Annotated in this window: 15 protein-coding genes; 4 read left to right on the top strand and 11 right to left on the bottom strand. The window is 61.5% G+C overall.

All coding sequences use genetic code 11. The annotated features are described in order from the left end of the window. The first annotated feature begins 272 nt into the window (after positions 1-272). Both yjbD and cspE read left to right on the top strand, forming a co-directional pair. The gene (yjbD, locus tag AACW18_RS01295; protein ID WP_042653393.1) at positions 273-557 is read left to right on the top strand and encodes a DUF3811 domain-containing protein; all 285 of its coding nucleotides are present in this window, start codon (positions 273-275) and stop codon (positions 555-557) included. A 398-nt stretch (positions 558-955) separates the two neighbouring features. Beyond that, the gene (gene cspE / locus AACW18_RS01290) at positions 956-1168 is read left to right on the top strand and encodes a transcription antiterminator/RNA stability regulator CspE (protein WP_025328559.1); all 213 of its coding nucleotides are present in this window, start codon (positions 956-958) and stop codon (positions 1166-1168) included. A 291-nt stretch (positions 1169-1459) separates the two neighbouring features. Here the strand turns inward: cspE and AACW18_RS01285 are convergent, their stop codons facing one another. Together AACW18_RS01285 and AACW18_RS01280 are read right to left on the bottom strand one after the other, a co-directional pair. Beyond that, the gene (locus tag AACW18_RS01285) at positions 1460-2845 is read right to left on the bottom strand and encodes an ATP-binding protein (RefSeq protein WP_042653434.1); all 1386 of its coding nucleotides are present in this window, start codon (positions 2843-2845) and stop codon (positions 1460-1462) included. Between the two features lie 10 nt (positions 2846-2855). Then, positions 2856-3578, bottom strand: coding sequence for a response regulator (locus AACW18_RS01280; protein WP_218389925.1), 723 nt, complete (start codon positions 3576-3578; stop codon positions 2856-2858). A gap of 201 nt (positions 3579-3779) precedes the next feature. On the opposite strand from AACW18_RS01280, the gene AACW18_RS01275 reads away from it, so the two are divergent. Then, positions 3780-4136, top strand: a complete 357-nt coding sequence (locus AACW18_RS01275) for a hypothetical protein (RefSeq protein ID WP_218292711.1) — start codon at positions 3780-3782, stop codon at positions 4134-4136. A gap of 163 nt (positions 4137-4299) precedes the next feature. Here AACW18_RS01275 and AACW18_RS01270 read toward each other — a convergent pair whose 3' ends face one another. The 3 genes from AACW18_RS01270 to AACW18_RS01260 all read right to left on the bottom strand — a co-directional run bounded on the left by AACW18_RS01270 (position 4300) and on the right by AACW18_RS01260 (position 6941). Further along, positions 4300-4719: a hypothetical protein gene (locus tag AACW18_RS01270; RefSeq protein WP_218292712.1), complete on the bottom strand. Its 420-nt coding sequence runs from the start codon at positions 4717-4719 to the stop codon at positions 4300-4302. Between the two features lie 127 nt (positions 4720-4846). After that, entirely contained in the window at positions 4847-5854 is a 1008-nt protein-coding gene (locus AACW18_RS01265) for a sensor domain-containing diguanylate cyclase (protein WP_218330023.1), read from the bottom strand. Positions 5855-6038: 184 nt separating this feature from the next. Then, positions 6039-6941, bottom strand: a complete 903-nt coding sequence (locus tag AACW18_RS01260) for a helix-turn-helix transcriptional regulator (RefSeq protein WP_218389924.1) — start codon at positions 6939-6941, stop codon at positions 6039-6041. A 75-nt stretch (positions 6942-7016) separates the two neighbouring features. Between AACW18_RS01260 and AACW18_RS01255 the strand changes: the two genes are divergently transcribed. Beyond that, positions 7017-7415, top strand: coding sequence for a VOC family protein (locus AACW18_RS01255; protein WP_218389923.1), 399 nt, complete (start codon positions 7017-7019; stop codon positions 7413-7415). Between the two features lie 100 nt (positions 7416-7515). On the opposite strand, the gene AACW18_RS01250 is transcribed toward AACW18_RS01255, so the two are convergent. From AACW18_RS01250 to recC, 6 genes are all read right to left on the bottom strand, one after another. Then, a complete protein-coding gene (locus AACW18_RS01250; protein WP_218389922.1) occupies positions 7516-8166 on the bottom strand; it encodes a hypothetical protein in 651 nt (216 codons plus the stop codon). Positions 8167-8545: 379 nt separating this feature from the next. Next, positions 8546-9025 carry a GNAT family N-acetyltransferase gene (locus AACW18_RS01245; protein WP_218389939.1) on the bottom strand — a complete coding sequence of 160 codons (480 nt, stop codon included), beginning with the start codon at positions 9023-9025 and terminating at the stop codon, positions 8546-8548. Positions 9026-9434: 409 nt separating this feature from the next. Beyond that, a complete protein-coding gene (locus AACW18_RS01240; protein ID WP_218389921.1) occupies positions 9435-10193 on the bottom strand; it encodes a tetratricopeptide repeat protein in 759 nt (252 codons plus the stop codon). 20 nt (positions 10194-10213) lie between these two features. Beyond that, entirely contained in the window at positions 10214-12283 is a 2070-nt protein-coding gene (gene recD, locus AACW18_RS01235) for an exodeoxyribonuclease V subunit alpha (RefSeq protein WP_218389920.1), read from the bottom strand. After that, positions 12280-15900 (bottom strand): exodeoxyribonuclease V subunit beta, encoded by a 3621-nt coding sequence (recB, locus tag AACW18_RS01230; protein ID WP_218389919.1) that lies wholly within the window; start codon positions 15898-15900, stop codon positions 12280-12282. Before recB ends, recD begins: the two co-directional genes overlap by 4 nt. Beyond that, complete coding sequence (gene recC, locus AACW18_RS01225; protein ID WP_218389918.1) at positions 15900-19295, bottom strand: exodeoxyribonuclease V subunit gamma; 3396 nt, start codon at positions 19293-19295, stop codon at positions 15900-15902. The genes recB and recC overlap by 1 nt, the downstream gene beginning before the upstream one ends. Positions 19296-19367 lie beyond the last annotated feature (72 nt).

Here is a 19367-nt window from a genome sequence, read left to right as displayed (position 1 = left end):
CCAGTCTGTTGAAAGAGCGGTGACGGGACCCAGTCGCCCCATTCTTTCCTTATCCCATGATTGATCGGGTTCAGAGCAGCTCCAGCCGCCCTGCTCGGGTCCGGGCAATGGGTTCCATCAGCAACAAGCCGCCGGAAACTGTCCATAAAAGGGTGAGAACATGGTGGGAAATGGCCCTCAATCTGCCCTTTTGGTGGCAAGGCGACGATAGCATAAGAGATGTACCGTCAGAGTGTGCTAGGGTGTGCTATCCCCTGCCGCAGGAGCGCGCCATGAAAAAACTGGAAATGAAAGACCTCACCGAGGCCGAGAAGGCCGAGATCACCCTGCTGCTGCAGAAAGCCCAGGCCAATGCCGATCACACCCTGACCAATGGGGAGCGCAACAAGATCCGTGAGGAAGGGCGGCTGCTGATCGCAGCGGAGCGCGCCAAGGTTGCCAAGGTCGCCTCAGCGCTGGCGCGGGAGAAAGCCAAGGAACGTGCCAAGAACCAGGTGTTGCCCGATACTTTCAGCTGGATTGACTCCGTCAGCAACAAGTTCCGCAGCAAGCGCTAATCTCTTCTATATTCATGCATTCATGCCCGGACGCATCCCCTGCGTGCGGGCATGAACATTATATCGCCATGCTTCCCTAACCTGAATCAACCTCTATCAAGTTGTTAAACAACGATATTTTTCATCAGAGAGACCCCAACGCCAGCGTCACTGGGTAATTAATATCAAGATAAAGATTGCCACATCAGGGTGAGCGTGTTCTAATCAACCTCGATGGTTCGGTAGTTCAGACCTGATTATGTTAGGCAGTCATTTTAAAGCAGTGATTTGTTTAGAGTTGTCCCAGATAGCTCTTATCAAATAATTTCCTTCTTTAGTGCTCCCCATACGTATTGCTGACGAAAAATCATGGATTGCCACAACCGTGGCGTTTCAATATCACTATTAAGGAAATTATTATGTCTAACAAAATGACTGGTACCGTTAAGTTCTTCAACGCAGAAAAAGGTTTTGGCTTCATCTCCCCGGCTGACGGTGGCAAAGACGTGTTCGTACACTTCTCCGCTATCCAGTCCACCAGCTTCAAAACCCTGGACGAAGGTCAGCGCGTTGAGTTCACCATCGAGCAAGGCCAGAAAGGCCCGGCTGCTGCCAACGTAGTTGGTCTGTAATTCAAGCCAGGAAGCCTTCCCGTTAATCGGAAAGACCTTCTGCAAGAATTGAAAAAACCCGCCTCGGCGGGTTTTTTGTTGCCTGATTTTCGGCCAGTCCTGTCTATTCCTCCCCCACATTCACACCGGTCACAGACCACAGCCCCGCAGTTCCTCGCACCACACCCTGCGTGCTCCCCACTCACTCGATCTTTCCCACATACACCATGTCGTCAGCCTCGCGTAATCTCGGATACGAAGAGGGCGCCAACCCGGGCGCCCTCTTGTCAGATCGGATGAAGGTATAGGCCCTCACAGCGGCAGGCTGATCCTCGCCTCCAGTCCGCCTTCGGCACGGTTATGCAGGCTGAGCTCCCCACCGTGCTGGTGTACCAGAGTACGAGCGATGGCAAGCCCCAGCCCCACACTGCCGGATTCGGTGTTACGAGCCTCATCGAGCCGCACGAAGGGTTTAAACACATCCTCCAGCCGGCTCGGATCTATACCAGGTCCCCGATCGCAGACCCGAATAAACAGCTCCCCCTCGCCTCGCTCCAGCGACACCTCGGCACTGCCCGCGTACTTGATGGCGTTGCCGATGAGGTTTTGCAGCACCCGACGCAGGGTATTGGCGCGGCAGGCATAGACCTGCTTGCCCTCCGCCAGGCAGGTAACCGGTTGGCCGGTGTCGGCATAGTCGTCACACAGGCTCTCCAGCAGGCTGACCAGATCCAGCTCCCGGGTCGCCTCCTGCTGCCCTTCCTCACGGGCGAAGCTCAGGGTCGCCGCCAGCATCTGCTCCATCTGTTGCAGGGTCTGCTGGATGCGTTCCTTGTCCTCTCCCTCGGCCAGAAACTCGGTGCGCAGGCGCAGGCTGGTGATGGGGGTGCGCAGATCGTGGGAGATGGCAGCCAGCATCCGGGTCCTGTCCTGCACGAAGCGATCGAGCCGGGTATGCATGCGGTTGAATGCCTGAATGGATTCACGGATCTCGGTCGGCCCTTCCTCACGCAGCGGCTCGATATCCTCGCCGCGCCCCAGCCTGTCCGCGTTGGCGGCCAGCTGCTTGAGCGGCTGGGTGGCGCGGCGGAACAGCCAGATCATCAGGCCGATCACCAGGCTCGCCACCAGGATCAGGTTGAGAGTGGTCTGCCAGGACCAGCTGACGGACTCCTTGTCCACCAGGGAGCTGAACTGCAACCAGCCACCATTGGGCAGCTGGATGGAGCCATAGAGCCGCATGTCCTGGGGTGGCGGCATGCCGTTGCGATCCTTCATCATGCGATTGTGGTGCCGCCAGGCCTGGCTGCGCTGGAACTCCTGCTTCAGCTCGGCGCTGATCTCCACCGCCAGTTGCGGCGGATAATCCAGCTTGGCCCGCACCAGCTTCTCGAAACGGGGGCTGCGATTGTCAGGCTGCAGCGGTTCGTCGGCGAGGCGCAGCAGCAGGGTCTCGCTGCGGCTCGCCTTGAGGATCTCGTGATAGAGCGAAGGAGGAGAGAGGGTCAGCAGCCGCACCACAGAGACGATGCGCTGCATGGCATTGCGGCTGTTGACGTAACCGAGCGCCTCTTCTCTATCGGAGCGGTAGATCTGGATGCTGAGCAGCTGGATCAACACCAGCCCCGCCAGGGCAACCAGCACTATCTGGCCGGTCAGCCCCTTCGGCAACAGCCTGGCGCAGAGTCGCTTGATCATGGCCACCGGCTCACTCCTGGGTCACGTCGGCGGCGAACAGGTAACCGCCGCCCCAGATGGTCTTGATCAGCTCGGGGTTCTTGGGATCCCGCTCCAGCTTGCGGCGCAGGCGGCTCACCAGGGTATCGATGGCGCGATCGAAGGCCACCGTCTCACGGCCCCTGGCCAGATCCAGCAGCTGATCCCGGCTCAGCACCCGCTGCGGCCGTTCGAGGAACACCCGCAACAGGTCGAATTCGGCGGTGGAGAGGCTCAGCCCCACCCCTTCCTCATCCACCAGTTCACGGCGATTGATGTCGAGCAGCCAGCGATCGAAGCGCAGATCCCGGGTCAATGCCTCGGGCGCCGGCTGGGATTCGGCCTGAGTGCGGCGCATCACCGCCTTGATACGGGCCAGCAATTCACGGGGATTGAACGGCTTGGCGAGATAGTCATCGGCGCCCATCTCCAGCCCTATGATGCGGTCCGTCTCCTCGCCCATGGCGGTGAGCATGATGATGGGTAAATTGGACTTCACTCTCAGCTCGCGGCACAGGGTCAGGCCATCCTCCCCCGGCATCATCAGATCCAGCACCAGCAGGTCGAACTCCCGCTCGTCCAGCAGCCGCTTCATCTCCTTGCCATCCCGGGCACAACTGACCCGCATGCCATGTTGTTCCAGAAAGCGCTTCAGCAGATCGCGGATCTCGCTGTGGTCATCGACCACCAGAATATGGGGACTGCCTTGGTTCATCACTGTCTCTCCCGTTATCGAGCTGGGGCGATTATACGAAAATCAATCGGGCGGGTTGTGTCAAAGTGTGCCAGAGCGCCAAGATGCCACACTCTGCTACAAAATAGGCTCCAACTGGCAAAATTCAGACACCTCCCGGGTGTTTACTTGGGGTCAAGGCGAATGAGCCGACCCAGAACTCAATCCGACAGGAGTAACCACATGAAAACACTGACCAAGACCCTGCTGACCGCCACCCTGATCCTCGGCCTGCCGCTCGGCGCCTACGCCGCCAGCGAAGCCGTGAGCACGGCCCAACCCACCGCCGCAGCAGCGACCGGTTGCCCCATGGACGGCTCAGGCATGATGGGCGGCAAGCACCACGGTGGCCGTCACGACAAGATGGCCCGCATGCAGAACATGACCCCGGAGCAGATCCAGGCTCACCTGCAGCAGCGCTATGACAAGATCGAAGACCCGGCCAAGAAGGCCGAGTTCGTCAAGAATCTGGAGCTGAGGGCCGACGGCATGACCAAGCACGCCGAGGTGATGAAGCAGTTCGCCGAAGCCAACAAGTAAGCGGCTCCGGATACGAGAGAGGGTGGCCCAGGCCACCCTCTGCTATTGGTGTCGCCGCCCAGCTGGCTGCGGCTTAAGGTGGCGTCGCCCATCTGCACGGTTCGTTGTCATCGCCAATCAAAAAGGGGCCACAGGGCCCCTTTCTCATGCACGGATGTCAGACTCACGCCTTGGCGTTGTCGGCCAGGCTCAGGGTCTTGACGGTCTCGCCTTCGAACTTGATGACGACGCTCTTCTGAGCGGCTTCGGCATCCTTGAACAGGGTCTTGGAAGTCTCCGCCAGCATGGGAGAAGCCTTGTTCAGGGCGGTCAGATCATAGCTCCACACTTCCTGACCGGCTTCGGTCCTGGTGCTGGCCGGGGCGCCCAGCTTGTCCTTGATGGCCTGCTTGTTGGAGGCACCTTCCTTGATGTCCAACGCCTTCTTGATCGCTTCGTTGGAGGCGCTGTCCATGGCGCTGCCCGCCATCTCCTTGGCGCTGCTGGTGAGGCTGCTGGTCACGGTATCGGTCAGGGAATCCATCAGACCGGCGTGGGCAACCAGAGGCAGGGCGGTCAGGGCAATCAGGAGGCACTTCTTCATTAAGATACATCTCACAGGAATGAAAGAGCGCGCATCAGACCAGTGCATAGAGTCGGAGTCAAGGTGATCCCTTGGTCAAGCCACATCCGGGGGGGGAGGTAAACGTATCGATGCCAAAAAGGCCCCGTCAATGCCAGCCACAGAGCTGATTCTTGCCTGACAGCTTGGCCTGATAGAGCGCCCTGTCCACCCGCACCATCAGCTGGCTCTGGGATTCGCTCAGGTGATATTCCACCAGGCCGAAGCTCATGGTGATGCCCTCCTGTTCACCCACGCTGAGCTGGCTCAACCGCTGACGCAACTTCTCGGCGACCACCTGGGCATCCGGCAACCGGGTATTGGGCAGGATCAGCATAAACTCGTCGCCCCCCCAGCGGGCAATCAGATCGATCTCGCGGATGTTGTCCCGCGCCAGCCGCACTATGTCGATCAGGGTCTGATCGCCGACCGCATGGCCATAGCGATCGTTGATCCGCTTGAAGTCGTCCACGTCCATGGCGATGACGGAAAAATGATCCTTGAAGCGCTTGGCACGTTCGGACTCCAGCCGGATGACCTGCTCCAGCCGATAGCGGCTGGCGGCCCCGGTCAGGGAGTCCGTCTCCGCCAGCCGGCGATTCTCTTCGACCTGCCGCTGCAGCTCCCGATTGAGCCGCTGCAGCTCGGCGGTGCGCTCCGCGACTTGCTGCTCCAGCGAGCGATTCTGCAGTTCCAGCCGGGTATAGAGCAGCTTCTGGGCATGGATGTCGCGATGGGCCCCTATCATGCGGGCCACAGAGCCATCGGGGTTGCGGGCGATGATCCGGCCATAATCCTCGACCCAGGCGAAGTCGCCATCCCGAGTGCGGCAACGGTACTCGACCTTGTAGTGCGGCGCCTCCCCGCTCAGATAGGCATCGAAGCAGGCCATCACCCGCGTCAGATCATCGGGGTGGATCACGTTCTCCCAGGTGAACACCGTATTGCCGAGGGAGTGTGGCTCATACCCCAGCATCCGATACCAACCCGAGTTGCGGTAAACGAAACCCGTGTTGGCGTTCCAGTCCCAGACCCCTTCGCTGATCACCTCGAGGATGCCGTGTACCACCCCCTCGCTGACATCCGATATCTTGATCGTATCCGTATCTGGCAGCATAAAAGACTATCCTTGTCCTCTATCCCCATGGTCATGGGGGCGCAAAGCTTGAGTGTAGAAGTCAGAACCCGGCAAGGCACTGTCCGCCTCATCCCGTTGCCGGTTCGCTCTGGGCCGGCCTGTCTGGTTATAGGCCCATTATGGCCCTGAATGAGTGGAATACCCACGCATCTGGTGCAGGATCTCAGAGTAGTCCGGATTTAAAGCCAGGATGATGCAAACTGCGATAATGGCTGGGGGCCAGCCCGTGCTGGCGCTTGAAGGCGGTGGAGAAGTGGTATTCGTTCTTGAAGCCGCACAGTCTGGCCACCTCCTTGACCGGCTCACTTCGACTGGCGAGCAGCAGCGCGGCCCGTTGCAGCCGCAGCCGTTGCAGCAGCGCCATGGGCGCCAGCGCGAAGTGCTGCTGGCAGAGGCGATAGAGCTGCCGCTCGGAGAGGTGCAGCGCCCCGGCCATCCGGCTGATGTCCCAGCACTCGCCGAGCGCCTCTTTCAGCAACAGCTCGAGGCGCAGCGCCAGCCGCTCGCCACGTTTCTGCCCCTCCCCTTTTTGCAGCAGGCGGCGCAGATAGAAGCCGAGCTGCTCCACCAGCAGCGCACTGAGCAGCGGGTCCTGATGGCGCTCCTGCTCCGCGTAGAGGTTCTCCAGGGTATGCAGCAGGCTGGCCTGCTGGGAGGTGCAACCCAGTCTGGAGTGGCTTGCGAAGGCATCCCAGGGGGAGCCCTTGTGCAGCAGCAGCCACAGCAGCTCCCACTGACCACCAGTGGGCAGTTGCGGCTCCGGCAACTGCGTCTCTGCTAACCGGTAGCAGAGCGGCTGGCCCGCCGGGATCAGCGCCCACTCCCCGCTGACAAGCCGCTCATAGCGCTCACCGATCAGCACCTCCCCCTCGCCGCCCAGGGTGATCAAGAAGCAGTGCACGTCCGCGAAGCGGCGTTCGATCCGATAGTGGGTCTGCAGACGGGAGTGGCCCGCCAGCCACACCCGCTCCTGGGTCAGCGCCGGCAACAGGCTGTCGCAACAGATCTGCTCGCGGCAGTCGGGGGAGACTTCAATCACTTCCAGATTGGCAGTTTCAGACATCATCAGGACGGGCTCAGCCATGTCGGACCATAGCCGCCGAGCATAGCATGGAGGGCATCAATACAAAGGAGACCCACCATGCATATCCATCACGTCGCCATCTGGGCACAGGATCTGGACGCCCTCAAGAGCTTCTACTGCACCCTGTTTGGCGGCCAGGCGAATGAGCGCTACCACAACCCGGCCAAACAGTTCAGCTCCTACTTCGTGCGCTTCGAGGGGGGCGCCAGTCTGGAGCTGATGCACAGCCCCAACCTGTTTCCAGCGGATCTAACTCTGCCTCACCCGCTGCTGGGGCTGGCCCATATCGCCTTCGCCCTCGGCAGCACTGAGGCGGTGGACAGGATGACAGCCCGCCTCAAGCTGCTCAAAGGGGCCGAGGTGAAACACCTGGACGGCCCCCGCTGGACCGGCGACGGCTATTACGAGAGCACCTTCCTGGATCCGGAAGGAAACCTGCTGGAGTTGACCATCTAATGCCTGAATGATCCCCTCACCCTGCCCTCTCCCAAAGGGAGAGGGGATAAAGCAGCGCCGGGGATATGATCGCCAGCCATACAGGCTCTATTAGTTAAGCTTAATCGGGTAGCGGTAACGAGATTATTCCCTTATTCCCCTGCAGGAGAGGGGCTGGGGATGAGGGGATAGAAAAATAAGATTTTTCTGAATATACATTGTAGCTTTCCAAGTATGATCCGGCCTCATTGATCCGTGTTTTCACCCACACCACTCCATGATCCCCAATCCGCTCCTTTCCAAGTTCATTATCACTATAACAAATATTGAACCAATACCCTGTATGCTGATCTTTTATCTTTAAGCCCGCCTCACAACGACCGTATTTACCTTTGGATGGTCCGGGGTGAACCACTTTATATTCCGTATCATAACTGACCACTTTATCTGGATAAAAATAGACGTACATATCATAGCCATACAATGACGTTATAAATATCATAAAAAAGCAACTACCAAAGGCTTTTGTGATATGCTTTAAGGCGTCACGCCCGGGACATCGAAAAGCAGTGAAAATTGCACCAACCAATCCAAATAACGCACTTATAGTTATATAGGTGAGCAACTCTGGAACCGTGTCAGCAATAACTGTTTTACGTGACAGTCTGAGCGAGAATAGTAAGATTGAAAACCATAGAACAAGCAGCAATAAAAAACATCCCCCAAGCAGCATGTTCTTGTGCCGTTCGCTTTTAAAACTATGAATTGTCATTTTACTGCCTGATTTATCATTAAAAACGAAAAGTATCCCACCATTTTGCAAGATAATTATGGGCGGTGCAATTCACTTCGTTCATTGCACCCTACCTGATTTTACGAAGTGGGTATTGGGGCAACCCGTTCCCCTCGCCCAGCCCTCTCCCAAAGGGCAAGGGGATAATGCAACATCGGTGATATGCAGTTCGTAATGACGTGTGAATTCGGGATATAGCCACGGGGCCAAACCTCCCTTCTCCACTTGCGGGAGAAGGGCTGGGGATGAGGGGAAGGAAAAATGAGATTACGCGGTAAACGTTGGGCTTCGCTACGTTCAGCCACAACTTATGTAACGGGTAGGTTGGTGCTGAGCCTGCGAAGCCCAACATACGAGATTATTTTGCCAGTTCAAGTCGATAAAAATCCGTCTCTTCGTGTTTTGGATTGGAACGCAAAAATGTCCAGCCCGAACGCCGGTAATGGTTCAGCGCCCGCAAATTGGTACGACTAACGGATAGCAACGCCCATCTGCAACCCGCGCTTAACAACTGGTGACGGATATACGCCTGCAACTCTGCCGCCAAGCCGGTGCCACGATACTCGGGAAACAGATAGATAAGCTGCACATAGCCCGTCTCGGGTTCATCGGAAAAGCTGCGAAATTCCAACTGACCCACCAGTTGTTCACCAGCCCAGACATGCAAGTAATGCCATTCACCTTGCCCCAGCCTTTCGTGGATCCGCTCCCGATAACCGGAAATAAACTCGGCAAAGCCATCATAGGTATGGAAGCTGCAGAAATAGGCATCCCTGCGCGCCTGCACACAGCGTTCGTAATCCCGCTCCAAGTCGATGGTTTTAAATTCGAGTCGCAATGAATGAGATCCTGTCGTGAGTAGGTAGGGCGCAACAAGCAAAGCGCATTGCACCTTTTTGGCAGATAAATAGCAGTGGTGCAATTCACTTCGTTCATTGCTCCCTACGATTTGTTGCATTGTGCCAACCCGGCCCCCTAGCCCTCTCCATGGAGAGGGGATAAGGCGGCACCCAGAATATGATCGCCAGCCACCTAGGTTTGATTAGCGAAGCGTAATCGGACGATCTGTTTGCGCCCTTCTCCCCTTGTGGGAGAAGGGCTGGGGATGAGGGGTAGGAAAAAAGAAAGTATGTGGTAAACGTTGGACTTCGCCATACCCGCTCACAACCTTCTCAACTAATCATATTTTTGCCGAGCAAGCAAAAACCAGCATACAAGATTTAACGGAGAATACTTTCCGCCCTACCTCAATAACCGATAGAAAATGGCGTAGGTTTATTCGAAACTCTAATGAAATCCCCATTAGCATATACGTTGTGCCCAAACCCGCACTCACTTTTATCAGGATTTGTATCAAATTCAAGAATACCATTGTCTTTGTCGCTAAATTTTATAGAAATTTCACAATTACCCTCTTCACCAGTCAGCTTTATAATCCCTTTACCATCCTTCATAGTCACGACCTGAGATATGTCGCCAATATTAGGACCATAAGCCATTCCCCTTAGCCCAAAGTAGAGTAGGTTCAAGGATATCAAGTAGTCATCATCATGTTTCTCTACAGAGGCAATATTCCAGCTTCCTAAACCGGCATACCCCCAATAGGTTCCCACCATATCATGTCCAACAGAGGCAGATATTTTTTTAAGCAGACTGTAGTTGAATTTAGACCTTTTATCGTTTGGAGCTAATGACAACCATGCCAGAGCCTTCAGTTTGTCCTCTTCTTTTATATAAGAAAGTGCAACATTATTATACGCTGTGATAATCGCAGTTTTATCTGGTTTGCCATAGGCATATCCACAACCTTCACTTAGCGAGACTTGCTCAGTAAAATAATCTCTTGCTTCATTATATTCCCCTACCCTGTATAACTCATTACCTTTTTTAATGACCGCTGGCAGTTTTGCACACATCTCTTTTTCAATATCAGAGTAAGACTCAGCTGAATTAGCAATGAAATTTGCACTAACATAAAAAGTCAGTACCATCAGAATTAATTTCATATTTATACGATTCACTATCATTAGTTCCCCAACCTCTCCGCCAATCCGGAATACCGCTCGGTCTTTTTCCGTACCGCTTGGGCCAGCAGGGCGCGATCGCCGTAGAGCGCGAGCCGGGCCTTGGCGCGGGTGATGCCGGTATAGACCAGCTCGCGGGTCAGCAGCGGGCTGGCGCTGTCCGGCAGCACCAGCACGGTGTGGGCAAACTCGGAGCCCTGTGACTTGTGGATGGTCATGGCATAGACGGTCTCATGGGGTGGCAGCCGGCTTGGCAACAGCGCGCGCAGGCTGCCATCCGGCTGCTCGAACCACACCTTCAGCCGACCGGTTTCATCGGGCAGGCAGAGCCCCATGTCGCCGTTGTAGAGGCCGACCCCGTGATCGTTGCGCACTACCATCACCGGGCGACCGGCATACCAGTCGCCGTCGCGCTGAATAAGGCCTGCCTTGGACAGGGCCAGTTCGAGGCGCTGGTTCAGCCCCTCCACCCCGAAGGGGCCATCGCGCAGGGCGCAGAGGATCTGGAAGCCGTTGAATGCCTTGAACACCGCCGTCGGATCCTGCCCCTCCCGGGCTGCCTTGAGATAGCTGCCGTAACCGGCCACCCCCTGGGCGATCAGCCCTTCGTAGGCCTCGCCGACCCAGGGATGCAGGCTGATATCCTTGAAGCCCGCACCCCAGACCACCTCCACCGCCGCCGCGTCGCCCGCGTTGCAGGCGCGCGCCAGCTGGCCGATGCCGGAGTGCTTGTCGAAACGCCAACTCTTGCTGAGCAAGCAGAGGCTGTCACGTACCGGGGCGCCTGTAGGCGTGCCCTGCAGCCGATAGCCGGTCTGGCGCGAGAGCCAGGCCGCCTGCTCCGGGCTGATGCCCTGCTCGATAAAGCTGCAGATATCGCCGAGCACGGCCCCCGCCTCCACCGAGGCGAGCTGATCCTTGTCGCCCAGCAGGATCAGGCGGGCGTGGCTCGGCAGCGCATCCAGCAGCCGCGCCATCATCGGCAGGTCCACCATGGAGGCCTCGTCCACCACCAGCAAGTCCAGGTGCAAGGGGTTGCCCCCGTGGTGGCGGAACTGGCTGCGGCCGGGGATCACCCCGAGCAGCCGGTGCAGGGTGCCTGCCTCGGTGGGGATGGCATCGACCCATGCGGGGGGCAAGTCCAGGGCCTGCAGGGCCGCGCCTATGCTCTCGGTCAGGCGCGCCGCCGCCTTGCCGGTGGGAGCCACCAGCCGCACGGCCGGGGCCTTGCCCCCTTGCAGGCCTGTCTCCACCAGGATGGCGAGCAGCTTGGCGACCGTGGTGGTCTTGCCGGTGCCGGGGCCGCCGGAGATGACCGCGAAGGGGCGCGCCGCCGCGGTGGCCGCCGCCAGCTTCTGGCCGTTGCAGCAGAGCGCCTCGGGCACCAGGGCATCCAGCGCACTCAGCTCGCTCGCCGCCTGGGCGCTCGCCAGCAGCGCCTCTATGGCAGGCCAATCCACTTCATTCGGAAAGACCAGATCCAGATACTTCTCGATAAAGTGGCGCGCCGAAAAATCGGGGGCGAGCCGCGCCTTGAGCAGGGCGGCGAAGATCAGGCCATAATCGCGGGCAAACAGCCGCGCCAGCGCCGGGGCTATCTCCGGCCATTCGGCTCGCTCGCTCAGGGCGCGCAGGTGGCGGGCCACCCCCTGCTCGTGATCGTGGTAGCGGGTGAGATAGAGCCGCCCCTGCCAGAGCCGCAGCGGCCAACGGGGGGCATAACCCTCGCTTCCTTCGTGACCCGCTTGCTCGGTGCCAACCAGGGGGCTCTCGGCAAACAGGCTCGGCCAGCGGCCAGGATCCGCAAGATCCGCCAGCAGATCCCGGCTCTGTTGCGGATCCAGCCCGAACGGGCGCAAGGCTCCCTGTCCGTTACCAGAATGCGCCAGCAGATCCAGCGGCAGGCAGACGTGGCCGCGCCCCAGCTCGAAGCAGGTGAGCGCCGCCCCCAGCACCAGCTCGGGGCTGCCGCCAAGATCGGCCACCAGCTTGGCAAACTGCAGATCCAGCTGGCGGATGCGGCCCGCCAGCGCCAAGGTCTTCAGCCGTTCGATGATCATCCCGCTGCTCATGATTCAACCTCATTCCACTCTTGTGCACCGGCAGCGGGCTGCGCCGCGCCCTCGCTAAATAATTCGTCCAGCCCCAGCACCAGCTCGCGGCTGGGGCGGGTATGGAAGACACCCCCTTGCGGCATGCCGCGCAGGAACAGATAGAAGACCCCACCAAAGTGCTGGTCGAAGTCGTAGCCCGGCAGGCGCAGGGAGAGCAGCCGGTGCAGCGCCAGAGAGTAGAGCTGGTATTGCAGATCGTAGCGATGCTCCGCCATGGCCCGCTCCAGCGCCGGACGGCCGTAATCCGCCGGACTCATGCCGAGGTGGTTGGATTTGTAGTCGAGCAGATACCAGCGCCCCTGCCACTCGAACACCAGATCGATGAAGCCCTTCAGCATGCCCTGCACCGCCGCAAAGCTGAGAGGCTTGTTGCCTCTCGACAGCGGATCGTGCCGCTGGCACAGCGCGGTCAGGGCCGGCGCCGTCACCCGTCCCATGGGCAGGAAGAACTCCAGCTCCACCTGCTTGTGGCGATCGGTGAGCTGGCGCAGCCGGACCGGCTCGCCGCCCTCGTCTTGTTGCAAGGGAAGCGGCAACTCGGTATCTAGCACCGCCTCCACCTGCTGCTGCAGCACCGGGGCCCAGGCTGCGTCGAAGCCATCCTGCACCAGCAGGGTGGCGATGTGCTGCGCCAGCTCGTCCCCGCCGGCGCTCGGGAAGTCGATGGTCTCGAACAGGCTGTGCAGCAGAGTGCCGGGGCGGGCGCCCTTGGGGAAGGTGAAGATGGAGGGCTGGGGCGCCTCTGCCTCCTCCGGCAACGTGGCCGCCGCCTCGGGCGCCACCTCGTCATCGAAGCCGGGGTTGGCCAGCACCCCCTTGCTGTGGCCGTTGCCCTGGGCCGCCAGCCCGGAGTAGGAGCTGATCCACCAGTCACGCTCGAGCTTACCGGTGAAGTGGCGCACCTGGGGCTCGCCCAACTGCACCAGCTCGGGTGCCAGCGGGGCCGGGCGGCGGAGCGAGGGCTCACCGACGGCCACCCCGGGCAGCGCCTGGGCCAGCTCCTGCAAGGCGGTGGCCAGGGTGCTGGCGTCGCCTGCCTCCCCCTTCTGCAACAGGTAGCCGATGGCGGTGTGGTGCAGATCCGTGGTCTCGGACTTGCCGCTGCCCGAGCGCACCGGGGCCAACCCGAGCCAGGTGGCGTAGACGCCCCGGGTCAGCGCCACATAGAGCAGCCGCAAGTCTTCGGCGAGCCGCTCCCTGTCCGCCTCGGCCAGGGAGCCTTCGGCGCCGGTCAGATCGAGAATGGTGTGATTGCCCGCCTCATCCGCCTCGTGATAGAGCGGCGTCTCGGCGGCGCGATGGCTGCAGATGAAGGGCAGGAACACCAGCGGGTACTCCAGCCCCTTGGATTTGTGGATGGTGACTATCTGCACCAGCTTGCGCTCGGACTCGAGCCGCAGTACCTGCTCCGCCACCTGGCCGTTGGGGTGCGCGATCGCCTCCCCCAGCCAGCGCAGCAGGGCATACTCTCCGTCCAGCTCGCCACTCGCCTGTTGCAGCAGCTCCCCCAGATGGAGGAAGTTGGTGAGGCGCCGCTCCCCGTAAGGGCTCGCCAGCAGGGAGGAGGCGAGATTGCGCCCGTGCAGCAGGGCCCGCAGCATGGCCAGCACGCCGCGGCGGTGCCAGATCTTGCGGTACTCCACGAACTCCTGCACCGTGCTTTCCCAGGCGCGCTCGTCCGATGCCAGGGTGTCGAGCGCCCTGGCGTCGAGATCGAACAGGCCGGTGGCCAGCGCCGCCCGCAGGCTGCGCTCCTCGCTCGGGTTCTGGCAGGCGTGCAGGATGAGCAGGATCTCCCGCGCCTCCACCTGCGCCAGCACGCTCTCGCGATTGGACAGGTAGACGGATGCGATGGCGAGCCGCGCCAGCTCCTGTTGCACCAGCCGCCCCTCGGCGCCGGTGCGCACCAGCACGGCGATGTCCCCCGCCTTGACCGGCTGGTCGCCGATCAGCGCCTGCTCCCCCCGGGCCAGGCTGAGCAGCCGGTGGATCTCCGCCGCCGTGGCGCGGGCCATCAGGCTCTGGTAATCCCCCCGGTTGAAGGTGGGCTGGCCGCCGAGCTGCCAGCAGTGCAGCACGGGGGCGACCTGGCCATCGAGTCGCAGCGCCTTGCCCTTGCCCTGTGCCTCCACCGGCAGGAAGGGGATGTCCGCCTCGTAGATGAAGGGATCCCTGGCCCGCTGGAACAGGCCGTTGACCGCCGCCACCAGGGCGCCGCTGGAGCGGTAGTTGCGACCCAGCGTGTAGTGGGCGCTCACATTTCGCCGCGCCTGGATGTAGGTGAAGATGTCGGCGCCGCGAAAACCGTAGATGGCCTGCTTGGGGTCGCCGATCATCAGCAGCGCAGTGTCGCGCTGACCGCCATAGAGCCGATGGAAGATGCGGTACTGCTGGGGGTCGGTATCCTGGAATTCATCGATCATGGCGACCCGATAGCTGGTGCGAATGCGCTCGCACAGTCGGTCACCGAGGTTGGAGCCGAGCGCCCCGTCGAGATCCTTGAGCAGATCGTCAAACGACAGCTGATGGGCCTGACGCTTGCTGATGCGCATCCGCTCGTGCACCACCCGCGCGGCCCGCTGCAGGATCAGATCCCGGATGCCGGGGCGGCTCGCGAGCAGTTCGTCGATCTGCGTGAACAGTGGCAGGGTCGGCAGCGCCTTGCCCTTGCTCAGCTTGGCTTCCAATGCCTCTTGACCGAAGCGCTCGAGATCCTTGGCCAAGGCGTAGCCAGTGGTCGGGTCTTGTGCCCAGTCGGTTATCTTGCCGAGCCAACCTTCGTAGTTCTTGCCGGTATAGAGCTTGATCTGACCCTCGGTCTGGCGGCGGATCTCGTCAAGCTGACTGAGCCAGCCCTGCTTGATCGCCTCAATGCGGATCATGGCTTGTTGATGACGCTCGGCCAGGGTCTCATCCCCCAGTTGAGGGCGTATCTCCAGCTCGCTGTTGTCCAGCCAGCCGCTCATGTCCCGCAGCAGGGCGGCCGGGCTCGCCCACTTCTCGCGCACCTCATAGGCCAGCGCCTCGTCCACCGGATAGAACTCGGCGCGCCAGTAGTCGCTCACCGCCTGCAGCCTGAGCTGGCTGTCGTCGGTCAGGAATTCGGTTTCAAACAGGGCGCCAGATTCGAAGGCGTTCTGTTTCAGCATCCGCTGGCAGAAGCCGTGGATGGTGAACACCGCCGCCTCGTCCATCTGCCGCTCGGCAGCCAGCAGCCGGCGTGCCGCCTGCTCGTGATCCTCCACTTCCAGCAACAGCTGGGCCAGCAGCGGATCCGGACTCTCGCCGCGCAGGAAGGCGAGGCGTGCCTCGTGGATGCGGGCGCGGATCCGCCCCCGCAACTCGGCGGTGGCGGCCTCGGTGAAGGTCACCACCAGGATCTCGGTCACCGACAGCGGCCGCTCGTGGGCGCTGGGCTGACCCGCCTCCTCCCCTTCCTCGATGAACGGGCCGTGGCCCAGCAGCAGCCGCAGGTAGAGGCCGGCGATGGTGTAGGTCTTGCCGGTCCCGGCAGAGGCCTCGATCAGCCGCTCGCCATGGAGGGGGAAGCGCAGGGTATTGAGTGCTTGGGCCATTACTTCAGCTCCTCCAGGCAGTTGAGCAGCGGGGTCAGATGCTCGCGGGCCAGCCCTTGCAGCTGGCTCAGCACCTCCTCGTCGAGGGCGGGGAAACAGCGGGCGACATAGGGGTCTTCGCCCTCACCTATCAGTTGCCAGCCGCCCTGGAAGCGGGCCAGCGCCGCCTTGTCGGCGGCCTCCGGCTTGTCCGGATCCTTCTCGATGGCCTTGAGCCAGTCCCAGGCGGTGTTGGGGAAGAAGGGCAGCGGCCGCTTCATCCCCTGCTGCCAGAGCGCCACCAGCGCCGCCAGCCTGGGCCGCGCCTCGTCGGCGGACAGCGCGGGCAGTCGCCAGCCCAGCTTGGCATCGAGCAGCAGGGTGTCACCGGGGGCATCGCTCAGGGCGAGGCAGAGGTGCTGAACCCAGCCCAGCAGCAGATCCTTGCCGTTGAAGCTGCCGGGCTTGACGATCAGCTGGCGGCCCCGCTGGGTGTCGATCCAGCCCTGCAGCTGGCCCTGGGCCAGGGCGATGTCGATCTCCACCGCCTGCTTGCCGCCATCCTCTTCACCGGCGAGCCAGGGGCGCAGGCGCTCGGCCAGGCCGCCCATCTGCTCGTCCAGATCGTCTAGCAGCAGGTTGCCGAACCAGCCCTGCGGCAGTTGGCCGGAGAGGCGCAGCCGCTCGCGCCGCTTGTTCACACTATCGCTCCGCTCCGGGCTGTTGCCCTCCCTGAGGTGGGCCTCCAGCAGCAGGCTCTTGAGCTGATAGTGCTGCAGGCCGTCCAGCTCGAACGGCTCGCTGTCCTCGATATTGGCCTCGTTCAACTCGAACCACACCTTGAGGCGGCGGTTGAGGAAGTAGCGGGCCGGCTGGCGATAGAAACGCAGCAGCTCGGCCAGCTCCAGCCCCTGCTCCTTGCCCCATTCGGGGGGCAGCGGCAGCTCGCCGCTCTGGAAGTTGCTCGCCCCCGCCACCGGATTGAGGGCCGGCAGCCAGTCGGTGGCATAGGTAAAGAGTCGCGACTCATGTTCAGAATCGGGCTCGGGGTAGAAATAACTATGGCTATAGGGGGTGAGCGGGTGCTCGACCACCAGGTGCGCGAGCAGCCGCTCGCCGGAGGCCTCGTCGGGGAGCGCTTCGTCCCCCGCCAGCACGAAGCCCTGGCGCACATAGTCGACCAGCTCCGCCAGCAGCACAGAGGGCACCTTGGGACTGTTGTCCTCGGCGCTGAAGCCCTGATAGCTGATATAGAGCCCCTGCTGGGCGCTGAGCAGCGCCTCGAGGAACAGATAGCGGTCATCGTCCCGGCGGGATCTGTCCCCGCGGCGGGAGGCCGTGGCCATCAGATCGAAGCCCATGGGGGCCAGGGTGCGCGGGTAGACGCCGTCATTCATGCCGAGCAGGCAGACCTGCTTGAAAGGGATGGAGCGCATCGGCATCAGGGTGCAGAAGTTCACCTGACCGGCCAGGAAACGCTGGCTGGAGCGCTGCTCGCCGAGCTGATTGCCGAGGTAGTCCTGCAGCAGCTCAGGGCTGATGGGGTGGTCGAAACGCGCTTCACCCAGCTGGGCCTGCCACTCGGCGAGCTGGCTGCGGATGAGTTGCAGCAACCGCTCCTCCTCTTCGTCCGCCAGATAGAAGCGATCCAGCAGCTCGTTGAGGCAGGCGACCCAGCCGGGCAGGCTCTGCGCCTGCTGCAGGCGGGGCAGGAACTCGGCGAGAGAATCCACAAACCAGGCCAGCTTGCCGAGCGCCAGCCCCTGCTGACCCTCGATGTCGGCGTAAGGCAATATGCCCGCCACCGGCTCGCCGTCCCCCATGGCGAAGCCAAGCAGCATGCGGCGCAGGCCGAACAGCCAGCTGTTGCCGCTGAGCGGCGGCAAGTCGAAGCGCAGCGGATAGGCATCGTCCAGCCCCCAGCGGATGCCGGTCTCCTGCACCCAGACCCGCAGCTGGTTGAACTCGCCGTCATCCAGCTCGAAGCGGCGCAGCACGGCGGGCACCTCCAGGATGGCGAGCAGCTCCCCCGCCCCGAAGCGGGCATTGGGCAGCCGCAGCAGGGCGAGGAAGCTCTGCAGCAGCGGGCTCTCCTGACTCGCCGCCCGATCCGAGACCGCGAAGGGGATCTGGCCGCGAGCGCCGAACACCGCCTGGATGTAGGGGCCGTAGCTGTTCACATCCGGCATCATCACCACCACGTCTTTGGGGGTGAGGCTCGGATCCTGCTCGAACAGCCCCAGCAGCCGATCGTGCAGCACCTCGAGTTCGCGCATCGGGCCGTGGCAGGCGTGGATCTGCAGGGATCCATCCGCCGGATCGAGCGGGCTCTTGTGCTGGCTGCCGTCCAGATCGAACCGACCGGCGCCCCGCTCTGCCAGCTCCAGCACATCCTTCTGGATGGCGCGCAGCAGCCTGACATTGCCCTTGGCATCGAGGTCGTCGATGTCGACGAAGGCCTCTATTTGGGGCACCTCCAGCTCCATCAGCTGGTGCAGATAGTCCCGCCCCAGCTTGCCCATGGAGGCGAGCAACGGGTTGGCGGGCCCTTGCAGGGTCTCGATGTCGGTGCCGGGCTTGAGCTTGTTGGCCAGCCGGGCGAGCGTCTTGCGATCCAGCAGATCCCCCCAGTAGTAGCGGCAGGGGTTGGTGATGAACAGGTGCACCTCCACCCGGCTGCCGAGGGCCTGCAGCGCCTCCACATAGCGCGGCGGCAGCGCCGAGATGCCGAACACGAACACCCGCTCCGGCAACCTGCCCGGCAGCTCGGCGCTCTGTTGCAGCCCCTGGATAAACTCCTCATAGAGGTTGGCTCTGTGATAGCCGCTCGGGCTCAGCGCCAGGGTGCGGGCCACCAGCTCGCGCCACAGCTCGGGCTGCCAGTCCTGGCCGCTCACCCCCGCCAGCTCCAGCCCCAGACCCTCACCCTCTTCCCAACGGGCGATCCAGTCCGGCCGGTAGACCAGATACTGGTCGAACAGATCCGCGATCTTCTGGCACAGCTGCCACAGCCGCACCTGTTCGGGCTCCTGCCGGGGATCTGCCTGCGGATCCTGTTCCTCGGCGCCCCCCAGATAGGCGGCAAGGGGGGCGAAGGCGGGGCGCTCCAGCAGGGCCGGCAATATGGTCATCAGCTGCCAGCTCATGGAGCCCTTGTTGTAGGGGCTCTGGCGCGGCACATCCGCCAGCACCTGGGTGAACATCTCCCAGATGAAGCTGGCGGGCAGCGGGAAGTCGATGTTAGCGGCGATGCCGAAGGCCTTGGCCAGCTCCAGCTTGAGCCACTGGGCCATGCCGGGGCTCTGCACCAGGATCTGTTCCCGCTGGAAGGGGTGAGAGAGGGGGGCCTGCCGGATGCGGTTCACCAGCAACTCTTTGAGCAGATCCAGCTGATTGGAGTGGTAGAGGGTAAACATGGACGACTCCCGCCAATTCGAAAGAGGGGTGCGCGCGAGAAAATGTGAGTCATTCTCGTCACTTCACACGAA

This window comes from Aeromonas sp. sia0103 (genome assembly GCF_963895295.1).
GTDB lineage: Bacteria > Pseudomonadota > Gammaproteobacteria > Enterobacterales > Aeromonadaceae > Aeromonas > Aeromonas encheleia.
Note: the sequence above shows the minus strand (reverse complement) of the source record. Positions and strands in the feature narration are given on the sequence as shown.

Excerpts from the sequence above, each read along its gene's own strand:
- AACW18_RS01270 (WP_218292712.1), bottom strand. The coding sequence starts at position 4,719 with ATGAAGAAGTGCCTCCTGATTGCCCTGACCGCCCTGCCTCTGGTTGCC.
- recB (WP_218389919.1), bottom strand. The coding sequence starts at position 15,900 with ATGGCCCAAGCACTCAATACCCTGCGCTTCCCCCTCCATGGCGAGCGG.
- cspE (WP_025328559.1), top strand. The coding sequence starts at position 956 with ATGTCTAACAAAATGACTGGTACCGTTAAGTTCTTCAACGCAGAAAAA.
- AACW18_RS01280 (WP_218389925.1), bottom strand. The coding sequence starts at position 3,578 with ATGAACCAAGGCAGTCCCCATATTCTGGTGGTCGATGACCACAGCGAG.
- AACW18_RS01260 (WP_218389924.1), bottom strand. The coding sequence starts at position 6,941 with ATGATGTCTGAAACTGCCAATCTGGAAGTGATTGAAGTCTCCCCCGAC.
- AACW18_RS01285 (WP_042653434.1), bottom strand. The coding sequence starts at position 2,845 with ATGATCAAGCGACTCTGCGCCAGGCTGTTGCCGAAGGGGCTGACCGGC.
- AACW18_RS01250 (WP_218389922.1), bottom strand. The coding sequence starts at position 8,166 with ATGACAATTCATAGTTTTAAAAGCGAACGGCACAAGAACATGCTGCTT.
- recD (WP_218389920.1), bottom strand. The coding sequence starts at position 12,283 with ATGAGCAGCGGGATGATCATCGAACGGCTGAAGACCTTGGCGCTGGCG.
- AACW18_RS01265 (WP_218330023.1), bottom strand. The coding sequence starts at position 5,854 with ATGCTGCCAGATACGGATACGATCAAGATATCGGATGTCAGCGAGGGG.
- AACW18_RS01275 (WP_218292711.1), top strand. The coding sequence starts at position 3,780 with ATGAAAACACTGACCAAGACCCTGCTGACCGCCACCCTGATCCTCGGC.
- yjbD (WP_042653393.1), top strand. The coding sequence starts at position 273 with ATGAAAAAACTGGAAATGAAAGACCTCACCGAGGCCGAGAAGGCCGAG.
- recC (WP_218389918.1), bottom strand. The coding sequence starts at position 19,295 with ATGTTTACCCTCTACCACTCCAATCAGCTGGATCTGCTCAAAGAGTTG.
- AACW18_RS01255 (WP_218389923.1), top strand. The coding sequence starts at position 7,017 with ATGCATATCCATCACGTCGCCATCTGGGCACAGGATCTGGACGCCCTC.
- AACW18_RS01240 (WP_218389921.1), bottom strand. The coding sequence starts at position 10,193 with ATGAAATTAATTCTGATGGTACTGACTTTTTATGTTAGTGCAAATTTC.